Origin of the sequence: Saccharothrix syringae (assembly GCF_009498035.1) — a bacterium.
Lineage (GTDB): Bacteria > Actinomycetota > Actinomycetes > Mycobacteriales > Pseudonocardiaceae > Actinosynnema > Actinosynnema syringae.
In genome coordinates this window covers 2,300,431-2,313,502 of record NZ_CP034550.1, presented here as the reverse complement: position 1 = coordinate 2,313,502, position 13,072 = coordinate 2,300,431, and the positions used below count along the sequence as shown (strand labels likewise).

14 protein-coding genes are annotated in these 13,072 nt (G+C 73.1%); 6 read left to right on the top strand and 8 right to left on the bottom strand.

What is annotated here, in order from left to right:
- Positions 1–35: 35 nt before the first annotated feature.
- From EKG83_RS10955 to EKG83_RS10940, 4 genes are all read right to left on the bottom strand, one after another.
- Entirely contained in the window at positions 36–1,346 is a 1,311-nt protein-coding gene (locus EKG83_RS10955) for an ABC transporter permease (protein ID WP_228122565.1), read from the bottom strand.
- Positions 1,343–2,035 (bottom strand): ABC transporter ATP-binding protein, encoded by a 693-nt coding sequence (locus EKG83_RS10950; protein WP_033435955.1) that lies wholly within the window; start codon positions 2,033–2,035, stop codon positions 1,343–1,345. Before EKG83_RS10950 ends, EKG83_RS10955 begins: the two co-directional genes overlap by 4 nt.
- The gene (locus tag EKG83_RS10945) at positions 2,032–3,000 is read right to left on the bottom strand and encodes an efflux RND transporter periplasmic adaptor subunit (protein ID WP_051767083.1); all 969 of its coding nucleotides are present in this window, start codon (positions 2,998–3,000) and stop codon (positions 2,032–2,034) included. The genes EKG83_RS10950 and EKG83_RS10945 overlap by 4 nt, the downstream gene beginning before the upstream one ends.
- A 69-nt stretch (positions 3,001–3,069) precedes the next feature.
- Positions 3,070–4,101 carry a GDSL-type esterase/lipase family protein gene (locus EKG83_RS10940; protein WP_228122564.1) on the bottom strand — a complete coding sequence of 344 codons (1,032 nt, stop codon included), beginning with the start codon at positions 4,099–4,101 and terminating at the stop codon, positions 3,070–3,072.
- A gap of 187 nt (positions 4,102–4,288) precedes the next feature.
- On the opposite strand from EKG83_RS10940, the gene EKG83_RS10935 reads away from it, so the two are divergent.
- Entirely contained in the window at positions 4,289–6,502 is a 2,214-nt protein-coding gene (locus EKG83_RS10935; RefSeq protein WP_033435954.1) for an Ig-like domain-containing protein, read from the top strand.
- Positions 6,503–6,532: 30 nt separating this feature from the next.
- Here EKG83_RS10935 and EKG83_RS10930 read toward each other — a convergent pair whose 3' ends face one another.
- A complete protein-coding gene (locus tag EKG83_RS10930; RefSeq protein ID WP_033435953.1) occupies positions 6,533–7,483 on the bottom strand; it encodes a cation diffusion facilitator family transporter in 951 nt (316 codons plus the stop codon).
- A gap of 85 nt (positions 7,484–7,568) precedes the next feature.
- Here EKG83_RS10930 and EKG83_RS10925 point away from each other — a divergent pair, with 85 nt between their 5' ends.
- From EKG83_RS10925 to EKG83_RS10910, 4 genes are all read left to right on the top strand, one after another.
- Entirely contained in the window at positions 7,569–7,940 is a 372-nt protein-coding gene (locus tag EKG83_RS10925; RefSeq protein WP_033435952.1) for an ArsR/SmtB family transcription factor, read from the top strand.
- A gap of 127 nt (positions 7,941–8,067) precedes the next feature.
- Complete coding sequence (locus EKG83_RS10920) at positions 8,068–8,247, top strand: hypothetical protein (protein ID WP_033435951.1); 180 nt, start codon at positions 8,068–8,070, stop codon at positions 8,245–8,247.
- A 323-nt stretch (positions 8,248–8,570) separates the two neighbouring features.
- On the top strand, positions 8,571–9,722 hold the full coding sequence (locus EKG83_RS10915; protein ID WP_033435950.1) for an L-histidine N(alpha)-methyltransferase: 1,152 nt from the start codon (positions 8,571–8,573) through the stop codon (positions 9,720–9,722).
- Positions 9,723–9,728: 6 nt separating this feature from the next.
- Positions 9,729–10,298, top strand: a complete 570-nt coding sequence (locus EKG83_RS10910) for a hypothetical protein (RefSeq protein WP_033435949.1) — start codon at positions 9,729–9,731, stop codon at positions 10,296–10,298.
- Here the strand turns inward: EKG83_RS10910 and EKG83_RS10905 are convergent.
- Complete coding sequence (locus EKG83_RS10905; protein WP_051767082.1) at positions 10,295–10,651, bottom strand: DUF6292 family protein; 357 nt, start codon at positions 10,649–10,651, stop codon at positions 10,295–10,297. The two genes, EKG83_RS10910 and EKG83_RS10905, sit on opposite strands and share 4 nt — an antisense overlap.
- Positions 10,652–10,895: 244 nt before the next feature.
- On the opposite strand from EKG83_RS10905, the gene EKG83_RS10900 reads away from it, so the two are divergent.
- Positions 10,896–11,582 (top strand): HNH endonuclease family protein, encoded by a 687-nt coding sequence (locus tag EKG83_RS10900; RefSeq protein ID WP_033435948.1) that lies wholly within the window; start codon positions 10,896–10,898, stop codon positions 11,580–11,582.
- On the opposite strand, the gene EKG83_RS10895 is transcribed toward EKG83_RS10900, so the two are convergent.
- Together EKG83_RS10895 and EKG83_RS10890 are read right to left on the bottom strand one after the other, a co-directional pair.
- Positions 11,579–12,109 carry a hypothetical protein gene (locus EKG83_RS10895; protein WP_051767081.1) on the bottom strand — a complete coding sequence of 177 codons (531 nt, stop codon included), beginning with the start codon at positions 12,107–12,109 and terminating at the stop codon, positions 11,579–11,581. The two genes, EKG83_RS10900 and EKG83_RS10895, sit on opposite strands and share 4 nt — an antisense overlap.
- Before the next feature lie 74 nt (positions 12,110–12,183).
- Complete coding sequence (locus EKG83_RS10890) at positions 12,184–13,032, bottom strand: NAD(P)-dependent oxidoreductase (protein ID WP_033435947.1); 849 nt, start codon at positions 13,030–13,032, stop codon at positions 12,184–12,186.
- Between the last annotated feature and the right edge of the window lie 40 nt (positions 13,033–13,072).

Genomic DNA, 13,072 nt, shown 5'->3' with positions numbered 1-13,072 from the left:
GGGTTGGGGTGTCCACCGAGGACTTTTGTGGTGGGTCAGGCTCGCATGACCGTGGCGATGGGGATCCTGGCTGCGCGCAGGGCGGGGATCAGGCCGCCCAGGATGCCGGCTACCAAGCCTGCCACCACGCCGGCTACGCCTGCCTGCCAGGGGAACTGCATGTTTTCCAGGGAGGGGAAGCGGGAGCTGAAGAGGGTGCCTGCTGCTTGTAGGCCCACTACTGCTGTGCCGATTGCCAGGGCTGCTGTCAGCAGGCCGGTCAGCAGGGTTTCCGCCAGGACTATGCCTGCCAGTAGCAGGCGGGGGGTGCCTACTGCTCTGCGCAGGGCGAATTCCTCCACCCGTTCGCCTACCGTTGCCAGACCTACGTTGAGGATGCCTGCCACGCCGATCAGCAGGACCAGGGCGGCCATGCCCAGGAAGATCCAGCGCATGAGGGCCAGTTCCGTCGACATGCGTTCCAGGGTTTCCACCGTGGTGACGGAGATTTGGTCCTCTGGGATGCCTGCGGCGACCAGCCTGGCTTTGAGGACGTGCTCCACCTCGGTGGCGGTGGGGTCGATCATGACCTGGAGGCCCGGACCGGCGTTGGGGTCGCTCATGCTGGTCGTGGGGAGCCAGTTGAGGAGTTCGTCGACGCGGACGTAGGCGGCCGGGGCGTAGCCGCCGTCGTCTACCACGCCGGTGAATTGGGGGGTGGGGTTGGTGGGGGCGCCTTGGACCCGCATTTCCGCTGGGACGTGGTAGCGGGTGAAGGCTTTGGCCGCTTGCTCGTTGAGGACCAGTTTCGGGGCCAGGGACGGGGCGCCTTCGAAGTCCAGCCAGTTGCCCCAGGTGGTGCGGAAGGGGCGGAACTGGCGGATGTCGCCGGTCAGGGCCACCAGGGTCAGTTGGACCGCTTGGCCTGGTGGGGCGCCTTCGTTGGGGTTCGCCACCGGGCGGCAGCCGGATTCGTCGCACGTCATGCCGGGGCCGCCGTAGCCGCCTGGTTCGTCGATCGGGCCGCCGCCCTCGTTGAGGGGTTTTACGCCTGGTTCTCCGATGATCGCCGTGGTGCTGGTCATGGCTACGGCGTCGGTGCGGTCCTTGAGGTAGTCCAGGGTCAGGGGGACGGACTCGCCCTCCGGGGAGAGGTACATCTGCCTTGTGCCGTCTTTGCCCAGCTGGAGTTCCACGTCCTCCAGGAGGGCTCGGTTGGCCAGGACCGAGCCTGCTTGGACCGCCACCACTGCCAGTACGCCCATGAAGAGGCTGATCATGGAGAGGAACGTGCGCAGCTTGCGGGCTCTGATGCCTTGTCCGCCGATGATCAGGGACGACCTCAGGCGGCCGGAGAGGCCGATCACGCCGTCACCCGCCGAGGGGCCAGGCGGCCGTCGGTCAGGTGGAGCGTTCTGCCCATCTTCGCCGCGTGGTCCTGGTCGTGGGTGACGAGCACCAGTGCGCAGCCCTGGTCCGTGGTCTGGCGCAGGGCTTCCACCACCAGGTTGCCCGTTTCGGTGTCCAGGGCGCCTGTTGGTTCGTCGGCCAGGATGATGTGCGGTTCCCGGACCAGGGCTCGGGCGATGGCCACGCGTTGCTGCTCGCCGCCGGAGAGCCTGGGGGGTTTGTGCTTGGCCAGGTGGGCGATGCCCACGCGGTCGAGGGCCGCCATGACCTTCGCCTTCCGCTTGCGGCGGGGTAGCCAGCCTTGGCCGTTGACCAGGGCCATGGCCACGTTCTGGGCGGCCGTGAGGTGCTTGAGCAGGAAGAAGCGTTGGAAGACGAAGCCGAACTCGGCGCTGCGGAGGGCGGCGGCCTTGCGTTCGGGGATGCGGGTGATGTCCCGCTCGCCCAGGAGGTAGCTGCCCTCGTCCGGGCGGTCGAACAGGCCGATGAGGCTGAGCAGGGTGCTCTTGCCCGAGCCGGAGCGGCCCAGGATGGCCACGCTGTCGCCGCTGTGCACGGTCAGGTCGACGCCGGCCAGGATGGTGCGGGGTTGTTCCTGGCCCTTGAGGGTCTTGGTGATGCCGGTGAGGGTGAGCAGCGGGGTCACTTGCCGGCCTCGGGTGGTGCGGCGGGCAGGTCGGGGCCGGGCACGGCCAGGGTCTCGTCGCCGGTCAGGCCGGATCGGACCTCCACCACCTTGCCGTCGGTGAGGCCCAGTTCGACGTCCCTGGTCTCCTTGCCGCCGTCCGGGGTCACCACGTCGACCTTGCCCCTGCCCTGGCCGCCCGCGACCGCCTCGACCGGGACGACCAGTGCGTTCTGCGCGGTGGCGGTGACCACCTCCAGGGTCGCGGTGGCGCCGTTGATCAGCTTCACGTCGGCGGGGGCGGTGCAGACCAGGCGCAGGCCGGTGGGTGCCGAGGGTTGCCGGTCGGGGTCCTCCTGCTGCCGTGGTGGTGCGGGGGCCGCGGTGTCGGTGGGCGGCTGCTCGGGCGGCGGGGCCGGGAAGGTGCCCTGGGGCAGGGCGGCGATGGTGCCCAGCAGGGCGCAGGGGAACGGGCCGGGGCCGTTCTTGATCTGCGCCCGCACGGTGCCCTGGGCGGCGTCGGCGATCCGGTACGCCTGCTCGCCGTCGATGTCCGCGACGATGCCGTAGCCCGCGTACTTGGCCGAGGCGATCGGCATGCCCGCGGTGACGGTGGCGCGGTCGTCCACCAGGCGCCCGCCGAACGTCGCGCCGGCGGGGACGTCGACGTTGTTGGGCTTGCCGTCCTGCCAGACGGTGGCGAAGCGGGTCGGCCTGGTCGGCGTCGCGGTGGGCGCCTGGACGTCGAGGTAGCGGATCTGGCCCGCGACCGGCGAGGCGATGCCGAAGACCGGGTTCATGGTGACCGTGCCGGTCAGGCTGACCTCGTTCGACAGGTCCTGCCTGGTCGGCTTGGCCGTGGTCTGCACGGTGCCGCGCGGCGCCAGGCCCGGGTCCTGCGGTTCGGCGCCGGTCGAGGTGCAGGCGGCGGCGGTGAGCACCACCGCGGTGAGTCCGCACGCGCGGACGAAGGCGTTGTTCGACAACGGTCCCCCCAAGATCCCCGACCAACCTACCGGTATGACGCCCGGGCGGTGGTGGGGGTTGCGCGGGGATTACTGGACCGCGTGCAGGTTGCCGTCGGCGCCCTGGAGGCAGCGGGCGCTGCCGGCGCCGCTGGTGACGAACTCGGTGATGCAGCGGCCCAGCTGGGCGTGCGCGTCGGCGTTCGGGTGGAACGACTGCTGCGCCAGGTGCAGGCCGATGGCGTCGAGGCCGCCCTTGACCAGGGCGTCCGGGTCGACGGTCAGGCGGCGCTGCCACTCCCCCGCGCTGCTCTCGCCCTTGCTGCACGCCTCGCGGTTCTCCGTGGCGCGGGAGAAGTCGAGGAACCTCACCCCGGTGCGGGACGCCACGCCGCGCAGCGCCTCGCTGAACTGCGGCACGGCGACGGTGCGGCCGTACTGGGCGTCGGTCAGGCGCAGCGGGCAGCCCTGCGGGCCGTGCAGGAGGCGGTCCATCTTCTCGGTCACCGGGGAGGCGTACGAGGTCAGGACGAGCTGGTACTGCTCGTCGCGGTACCCGGCGGTGGTCATCGCGGCGCGGACGTCGCGCAGGGCGTTCTCCACCTTCGGCGCCATGGCGGCGAGCCGGGCGGGCCACTGCTGCTCCAGCTCGGCGCGGCAGGCCGGGCCGAACGGGTTGGCCCAGGCCAGGACGCAGTCGAGCATGGTGTCGGCGAACTGGACGTCGTCGTTGGCGCCGACCTGGACCACGACCGCGGTCACCCGGTACTGGCGGGCGACGTCGATCAGCCGCCGGGCCTGCGAGCCCTCGGTGTAGTGCACGGTGTCGGCCAGCGAGACGTTCGCCGAGTCGGCGCCCGAGCAGGCCAGGTTGACCGTGCGGTCGGCCAGCTGGGTGCGGTGCACCATGGCCGCGGTCGAGCGGTGGCACCAGTTGCCGTTCTCGCCCTCGGTGCCGGGTTCGTAGGAGCCGGCGCCCTCGCCGGACATGGCGCTGTCGCCGAGCGAGACGACCGCGGTCTGCCGGTCGTCCACCGCGCCCGCGGTGAGGGGGATGGTGACCAGCACTCCGGCGGCGACCAGTGCGGCGCCCGCCGCGGCAGCCCAGATCTTCCTCGACACCGCGGACCCCCACTGAGGTTGTCGACCACTGGTCCCCACCGACGGTAAGGGGGCGGTCACAGCGTGACAACAGGCTGTTCGGGCGGCGGTTCGGGCGGTTCGGGAGTCCGCAGGGCGGGCCGCCCTTCGGCGGTTCGCGGTGGCGCGGTGCTTTGCGACGCTGTGCTCCCCGTCGCGAGGAGGCCGTATGCGCGCCCTGCTGGTGGCTCTCTTGGTGCTCGGCTCGCAGGTGGTGGGCGTGGCGCAGGCGGTGGTGCTCACCGCCCGGGTCAACTTCTCCGACCAGGCCACCACGCCGCCGTCGGGGTACGCGCGGGACTTCGGCGAGCCCTACGGGCTCCGCGCCAACGGCCAGACCTACGGCTGGGTGGCGCTGGGCACCACCACGCCGCTGTCGCTGGTCGGCAACGGGCGCAACCGCGGCGGCACCGGCGACGTGCGGCTGGCCACGCTGGTGCACGCCCAGCTGCCGGCCTCGTCGCCCGGGGTGGCGACGCCGGGCAGCTGGGAGCTGGCGGTGCCCAGCGGCTCGTACCGCGTCACGGTGGCGGTCGGCGACGCGGGCACGGCCGTGGACAGCACGCACTACCTGAACGTCGAGGACCAGAACGCGGTCGCGGCGTTCAAGCCCACCTCCGCCGTCAAGCACGCGGTGGCGACGCGGGTGGTGACGGTGACCGACGGGCGCCTGACGCTGTCGCCGCGCGGCGGCACCAACACCAAGCTGAACTACGTCGACGTGGACGGGCTGCCGGAGGGTTCGCCGTCGGTGCGCGCGGTGACGCCGGCGAACCTGGCGACCGGGGTGGCGCCGACCTCCAGCGTGGTGGCCGACCTGCGGCTGCCGGCGGGCGCGGTGGACCCGGCGACGCTGTCGTCGACCGCGGTCCGGCTGACCAGGGTGTCCGACGGCGCCGCGGTGCCCGCCAACGTGATCACCAGCGGCGGGGGCGACGTGATCAACGTGTCGCCGCTGGCGCCGCTGGCCGCCTCCACGCAGTACCGGTTCTCGGTGACCGAGGCGGTGCGGGACGTGGCGGGCAACGCCTTCCAGCCGTTCTCCTCGGTGTTCACCACCGGCACCGCGGGCGGTGGCGGGCCGGTCGCCTTCGAGCAGGTGTTCGGCGTGGCCACCGGCGCGCCGTTCACCAGCGTGGCGTTCGGGCCGGACGGGCGGCTGTACGCGGCCACGTTCACCGGGCACGTCCACCGCTTCCCGGTCAACGCCGACGGCACGCTGGGTGCCGCCACGGTGATCACCTCGGTGCGGGACCACGCGGTCGCCGCCGGGTTGCCCGGCGCGCCGAACCGGACCGTGATCGGCCTGGCGTTCGACCCGGCCTCGACGCCGTCGGCGCCGGTGCTGTGGGTGACCGACAACTACGGCGGCACGTCCAACGCGCCCGACTGGTCGGGCAAGATCGCCCGGCTGAGCGGCCCTGACCTGGGCACCTACACCGAGGTGGTCACCGACCTGCCGCGGTCGGTCAAGGACCACGAGACGAACTCGCTGGCGTTCGGGCCGGACGGCGGGCTGTACCTGACCCAGGGGTCGATGAACGCCATGGGCGCGCCGGACACCACCTGGGGCAACCGGCCGGAGCACCTGCTCAGCGCGGCCGTGCTGAAGCTGCACCCGGCGCGGCTGCCCGCGTCGCTGCCGGTGAACGTGCGCACCGAGGCCGGCGGCTCGTACAACCCGTACGCGGCCTCCGCGCCGCTGACCATCCACGCCACGGGCGTCCGCAACGCCTACGACCTGCACTGGCACCGCAACGGCCACCTGTACGTGCCGACGAACGGGTCGGCCGCGGGCGGCAACGCGCCGGCCACGCCGTCACCGCTGCCCGCGTCCTGCGCCTCCCGGCCCGACGGCCCGTACACCGGGCCGGCGGTGCCCGCGGTGACGAACAACCCGCAGGCCGAGACCGACTACGTGTTCGACGTCAAGCCGGGCCGGTACTACGGGCACCCGGCGCCGGTGCGCTGCGAGTGGGTGCTGGCGGGGGGCAACCCCACGTCGGGCACCGACCCGTTCCAGACCGACGCGTACCCGGTGGGCACCGCGCCGGACCGGAACCTCGACCTCGCCGGGACCTACGACGCGGGGTTGCACGCCTCGGCGAACGGGGTGGTCGAGTACCGGGGCACCGCGTTCGGCGGCCGGCTGGACGGCAGGCTGCTGGTGGTGCGCTACTCGTCCGGGCAGGACATCCAGTACTTCGACGTGGGCCCGACCGGGGCGCTGTCCAACCGGACCACGGGCACCCCCGGGATGACCGGGTTCAACCAGCCGCTGGACATCGCGCAGAGCCCCGCCACGGGCCACCTGTACGTGACGGAGCTGGGCGCGAACCGGATCACGCTGCTGCGCCCGGCCCCGGTCACGGCCGGCGGGTGATCCGCGTCCCGCAGGGGCACCGACCGGTCCTCACGCCGGCGCGGTGGCCGGCTCCGTGTGGACGGTCACCGCGGCCAGCCGGGGCACGGCCCGCTTGAGGTGCCGCTCGACCTCGTGCGCGATGTGGTGCCCCTGCGCCACGCTCAACCCGGCGTCCACCGCGATCGCCAGCTCCGCCCGCAGCACGTGCCCGGTCCACCGCATCCGCACCCGCTCGGCCCGCACCACGCCCTCGACCCGCTCGGCGGCGTGCCGGGCCAGGTCGACCGAGGCCGGGTCGACCGCGTCGAGCAGCCGGCCGAACACCTCGGCCGCCGCGTCGCGCAGCACGAACAGGATCGCCGCGGTCATGCCCAGGCCCACCAGCGGGTCCGCGAGCGGGAAGCCCAGGGCGACGCCGGCGCCGCCGAGGACCACGGCCAGGGACGTGAAGCCGTCGGTGCGGGCGTGCAGGCCGTCGGCGACCAGGGCGGCCGAGCCGATCTCCCGGCCGACGCGGATGCGGTACCGCGCGACCAGCTCGTTGCCCAGGAAGCCGATCGCGCCCGCCGCGGCGACGACCCACAGGTGCCGCACCGGGTGCGGGTCGAGCAGGCCGCGCACCGACTCCCAGCCCGCGTAGACCGCGGACGCGGCGATCACCAGCACCACGGCGACGCCGGCCAGGTCCTCGGCGCGGCCCAGGCCGTAGGTGAACCGGCGGGACGCCGCGCGGCGGCCCAGCACGAACGCGATGGCCAGCGGCACCGAGGTCAGGGCGTCGGCGAAGTTGTGCACGGTGTCGCCGAGCAGCGCGACCGAACCGGTCAGCGCCACCAGGACGGCCTGCGCGAGGGCGGTCGCGAAGAGCGCGGCGAACGACACCACCAGCGCGCGCATGCCCTTGCGGCTGCTCTCCAACGCCGTGTCGACGCGGTCCACCGAACGGTGCCCGTGCCCGTGTCCGTGGCCATGCCCGTGGCCGTGCCCTTTGCCCGTCACCGCTGCGTCCTCCGCTCGACCTCGGCGCTCCCCTGCTAGACTATCTGCGTAGTCACGCAGATACGCAAGTAGTTAGGCTGACGACATGCACAGCGCGCTGCCGGACTTCGACATGCCCAACGAGGAACAGGTCCACCTCGCCGCCGAGTCGTTCCGGCTGCTCGCCGACCCCACGCGGATCAAGGTGCTGTGGGCGCTGCTGCAGGGGGAGTCGTCGGTGGCCTGCCTCGCCGAGGTCGCGGGCGCCGCGCCGACGGCGGTCAGCCAGCACCTGGCGAAGCTGCGCCTGGCGGGTCTGGTGAAGGGCAGGCGCGAGGGCACGTTCGTGTACTACTCGGCGGCCAACGACCACGTGAAGGGCCTGCTGGCGCAAGCGCTCTTCCATGCCGACCACGTGGACCGGGACCTGCCGCCCGCGGCGGACCCGGAGCAGGAGGTCGCACACCACAAGCGTTGACGTTTTCACCCTGTTGTCGCAGCGTACAAGGCATATACGCCCTGGCGAAAGGGTATCCGAGGCTCCCCCACCCAGTTCAACGAGGAGCCGATGACGGGCACCTCCGGCATTCGTTCGGGAGGTTGTGATGGCACACGTGGGAGACCTGATCGACATCCGCAGCGGCGACGAGTTCTACCAGCCAGTGCCCTTCGGGCTGGTGTACCCCACGTGCACGGCGGACGGTTCGGCGCCGCCGAGCCAGCGCGGTCGCACCTGGGAGCACCTGACCGCCTCCGGCCGCGAGCTCCGGCCGGCGAGCGGGTGAACCCCGGCGCATACCCCCCGACGGGGCCGTAGGCACAGCCTACGGCCCCTTTCCTTGTATATAGGCGAGTTTCCGCCCCTCGCGACGTACGACGAAGGGCACCCGGGCAGCGGTCGCGGACCGCGACCGGGCTGCGGGCTCCGAAGTGGACGGTCGAGCGGGGGCACCGGCCCGGCGGCGGGCGGTGCGCGCGTCGGGGCGGTCGCCCCGGGGAGTGCCGGCGCCCGGTCCCCGACCCCGCCCCGCCGGGACACCCGATCGCCCGGTCCCCGGAGGCCGTGGTCGGTAGGCTGCGGAGAGCGACGGCGTGCGGAGGAGGCCGAGTGGCGGCGAGCGAGCGGCGGCTGGTCGACGACCTGGCCAAGGCCATCGACGGTGCGGACTTCGCCTGGTCCCTGGTCCTGGTCGGCGAGGACCAGCGGGACAAGCTCGCGGCGCTGACCAGCGACCTGCTGGGCAAGCCCTCCGCCACCGGCGACGGCAAGCAGATCACCTCCGGTTACGCCTACTGGGGCATCGGCCCGACCATCGCCTGGGCGCACGCCTGCGCCGACCCGTTCTACCTGGTGATGAAGCAGAGCCTGGACTCGTTCACCCGCCGCTGGAACGAGGTGCGCGACCACGTCGGCGCCGGGTTCCACCACGTCAGCTTCGGCGTCGGCACCGGGCACAAGGACCGGCTGGTCCTGTCGCACCTGCTCGACCGCCACCCCGACCTGCTGTACGTGCCGGTGGACATGAGCTCGGAGATGCTGCGCCTGGGCACCCAGCAGGCCACCACCGGCCTGGGCCTGCGCGGCCACCGGGTGGCGCCGGTGCAGCTGGACTTCTCCCTCCGGGACAACCTGGCCGCGTTCCGCGACCTGGTGCACCGGGTCGTGGGCGACGAGCCGGTGCTGTACTCGCTGCTGGGCAACACGCTGGCGAACTTCGACCGGGACGCCGAGCTGCTGGCGGACCTGACCTCGATCACGCGCCCGCAGGACCTGTTCCTGCTGGAGGTCGCCACCACCGAGGCGCTGTCGGAGGAGCTGGCCGGGGAGGCGGTCGAGGAGTACGAGCGCAGCCACGCCTACCGCAAGTTCGTCACCAGCGCGCTGATGCACAACACCGACCTGACCATCCGCCTGGACTCGGTCCGGTTCCACGGCTCCGTGGAGGGCGACCGGGCGCTGAAGGTCAAGGTCGTCTACCAGAACCAGACCGGCGGCGACCTCGTGGTGATGCTGCCCGACCGGAACCGGGTGCCCTTCCCCGAGCACGACACCATCCGCCTCTACCTGACCCGCAAGTACGCGCGGTCGGCGCTGGACCGGGTGGTGGCCGAGGCGGGCATGCGCCGGGTCGCGGTCACGCACTCGGACTTCCAGGTGGCGCGCTCCGCGCACGGCTTCGGCATGGACCTGCTGCTGCTCGCACCGGGCGGGGTGCCGCGGCGCGGCGACGACCCGGCGCGCGACATCTGGGAGAACTGACCCCCGATGACGCGCATCGCCATCACGGTGCTGACGTTCGGCGCGCTCGCGGTGGCGACGGCGCTGGGCGTGGCCTGGTTCGCCGTGTCACCGCCCGGTGGGCGCTGGGAGCCGGCGGTGAACTCGCTCGCCCTGCTCGCGGGCATCACCGGCATCTTCGCCGAGCGCTGGGCCACCCAGCGCGAGCAGCGCAAGCAGGCCATCGAGTCGATCCGGCTGGAGATGGCCCGCAACCGGGAGACCCTGGACGGCGAGGCGTTCCGGCCCAGCGCGCCGCCGGGGCGGCGGGTGTACCCGCGGCTGATCCAGTCGGCGGTGGACTCGGCGTTCGCCTCCGGCGCCCTCACCCCGCGCCGGGACGCGGAGCTGATCGACCTGCTGCACCGCTGGCGCAGCGCGGTCAGCTCGGTCAACCGGCGGCTGGAGCTGACCGAGATGCTGGTGTTCACCTCGGCGTCGACCGAGTCCGCCGAGCGCTTCCACGAGGCGTTGCACGGCGCCGGCAGCTTCATGCGGGACGTGCGCTCGCTCCTGGACGAGACCCAGACCTACCTCGACTCCCGCACGTCCGACTAGCTGGCCGCCAGCATCTCGTCGCCCGCGGCCACGGCCTTGTCGGTCATCAGCTCCAGGCCCTCGACCCACCGCGCCACCGCGATCGGCTCCGGCCGCACCCGGTCGCGCATCCGCGCCACCACGAACGGCGGTTCCGAGCTGTCGCTCTCCAGGGCCAGCGCCCAGCCCCGCTCGGCGTCCCACAGCAGCGCCACGTCCCGATCGGGGAACCCGGGCAGCCTGCCGTCGAGCGCCAGGTACGCGGTGTCCTCCTGGACGTAGGAGGACTCACCGCTGAGCCCGAGCGCACGGGTCACCCGCAGGACGTACGCCCGCAGTGCACGGATCACGTTCTCGTCGAACTCCCAGTCCATCGCGCACCCCCGAACCACCGCCGGAACGCGCCGTCCTCACGACGCGTTCCCGGGTAGCCCGAACGAGTGGGTTCGAAACATGCGCGTTTCGTTTACCTCACCGGTGGCGACCGCGTCGGGCCGCGTGGCCCAACGCGGTGCGGCCGGGTGTCGGCACGGCCTGCTCCGCGCGGACCACCGGCGTTTTCCCCGGTCGCGGCCCGGGTACGGGCGGGTCACCGACGACCGGGGAGGGTGTGCCGAGATGCTGCGGCGGACTGCGGCCGCGCTGGCCGCGCTGTTCCTGGCGGTGACCGGCTGTGAGGCGGTCGACACCCTGCCGGGTGCCGCGCCCGGCGGCACCGCGGTGGACCGGGTGCCCGAGGGCACCCCGGACGCGCCGACCGCGCGGACCCTCCTGGCGCAGCTGCCGGTCGCGCAGCCCGGCCGGATGGAGGGCTACGCGCGCGACTGCGACAACGGCGAGGGGTGCGTGTTCGGGCGGCCGTGGGAGGACGTGGACGGCGACGGGTGCGACCAGCGCAGCCAGGTGCTGGCGCGCGACCTGACCGACGTGCGGCGCAAGGAGGGGCGGTGCGGGGTCGAGTCGGGCACGCTGCTCGACCCGTACACCGGGGAGACCGTCACCGGCGTGTCGAAGATCCAGATCGACCACGTGGTGCCGCTGGCGGAGATGTGGCGCAGCGGTGCGGCCGGGTGGCCGCGGGAGCGGCGCGTGGCGGCGGCCAACGACCTGCGCAACCTGGTCGCCACCGCCGGGAAGGTCAACCAGGCGAAGGGCGACCAGACGCCCGACCGGTGGATGCCGCCGAACGGGGCGTACGCCTGCCAGTACGGCCGGATCTACGCGGGGATCAAGGCGCAGTACGGCCTGACGGTGACGGCCGCCGAGCGGACCGCGCTGGAGCAGGCCCTGGCCACCTGCGGTTAGGGGCGCGGGGTGCGGACCGCGATCCCGGCGACGTCGTCCAGGTACTCGGCGGTGAACCCGCCCGACACCGCCTCGGTCTCGGCCACCACCACGGTCGTGCCGTCGAGGGTGTCCGAGTCGTAGTTGTACGCGCTGAACGGGACGTCGTTCATCAGCAGCAGCGACCCCGACAGCGGGGTGATGTCGCCCGTGCCGTGGATGTCCTCGACCCGCTTGAACTCGCGGGCGGCGTCCGCGTCGCCGAACTCCACCCAGGCGACCGAGACGACGATGGTGCCGCCCCGGTCGTCGGTGAGGGTGAACAGCACCCGGTCGAGCGCGACGCACGGCGTGGCCGTCAGCAACTGCCGCAACTGCCCGAACGAGTGGGGCACGCACTCGGTGTCGGAGCGCGCCGCCCGGTCCACCACGCGCAGCCCGGTGCCCTGCCAGATCTCGTCCGGGTCCGCGGACGCGGCCAGCCCGCCCGCACCCGCCGCCACCGCGCCCGCCAGGGCCGCCGCCGCGACCACGCCACCGGTTCCCACGTGCCCGCCTCCTCACGACCCCTTCCCCCGGCACAGGTACCCGGTTCGACGGTAACTTCCACCAACGGGTGAACTCAGCTGCCGAACGCCCGCACCACGGCGGCCATGTCCTCCGGCGTGCCCCGGTAGGCGGCGCGGTAGTGGTCGTGCAGGACGCGCATGAGCCGGTCGTCGGTGCCGGCGGCGCCCATGGCCTCGACGATCAGCGCGCTGTCCTTGGCCGCCCCGTCGACGCCGAAGGACGGCGTGAAGTCGCCGTCGACCATGGCGCGCCCCTTGGTCTGCGCGTAGGCGCTGTCCACCGGCCCGCCGGAGATGGCCTCCAGGAACGCCCCGGGCGCCACCCCGAGCCCGCGCGCCAGCGCCACGGCCTGGGCGGTGGCCGCGGTGATCGACAGGACCCACGAGTTGGCGACGAGCTTGAGCCGCTGGCCGTCGCCGGGGCGCTCGCCCGCCCACACGACCCGGCTGGCGACGGCGTCGAGCACCGGCCGCACCCGCTCCCGCAGGGCCTCGGGCGCGGCGGCCAGGGCGGTGAGCCGGCCCTGCTCGGCCGGTTGGCGGGTGCCCAGCACCGGCGCGTCCACCAGGTCCACGCCGTGCTCGGCGGCCAGCGCCGCCAGCCGCTCGGCGCCGTCGAGGCCGACCGTCGCGCACTGCAACCACGTGGCGCCCTTCGGGACCGCCGGCAGCGCCTCGGCCATGACCTCGGCGGTGGAGTCGGCGTCGAAGAGCATCGTGATCACGACGTCGGCGTCCCCGACCGCCGACGCGGGGTCCTCGGCGACCCGCGCACCCGCCTCGGCCAGCGGACGGGCCTTGTCGGCGCGGCGGTTCCACACCACCACCTCCAGGCCGGCGCGCAGCAGGCTGCGCGCCATCCCGGCACCCATCAAACCGGTTCCCAACACCACAGCGACCATGGGATCAACATGGCACCGACTTCGGGGATCCGCACGCCGG

What these genes read in the sequence shown, in the direction of transcription:
- EKG83_RS10935 (WP_033435954.1), top strand. Translation starts at nt 4,289, where the DNA reads ATGCGCGCCCTGCTGGTGGCTCTCTTGGTGCTCGGCTCGCAGGTGGTG.
- EKG83_RS10925 (WP_033435952.1), top strand. Translation starts at nt 7,569, where the DNA reads ATGCACAGCGCGCTGCCGGACTTCGACATGCCCAACGAGGAACAGGTC.
- EKG83_RS10920 (WP_033435951.1), top strand. Translation starts at nt 8,068, where the DNA reads ATGGCACACGTGGGAGACCTGATCGACATCCGCAGCGGCGACGAGTTC.
- EKG83_RS10910 (WP_033435949.1), top strand. Translation starts at nt 9,729, where the DNA reads ATGACGCGCATCGCCATCACGGTGCTGACGTTCGGCGCGCTCGCGGTG.
- EKG83_RS10905 (WP_051767082.1), bottom strand. Translation starts at nt 10,651, where the DNA reads ATGGACTGGGAGTTCGACGAGAACGTGATCCGTGCACTGCGGGCGTAC.
- EKG83_RS10900 (WP_033435948.1), top strand. Translation starts at nt 10,896, where the DNA reads ATGCTGCGGCGGACTGCGGCCGCGCTGGCCGCGCTGTTCCTGGCGGTG.
- EKG83_RS10890 (WP_033435947.1), bottom strand. Translation starts at nt 13,032, where the DNA reads ATGGTCGCTGTGGTGTTGGGAACCGGTTTGATGGGTGCCGGGATGGCG.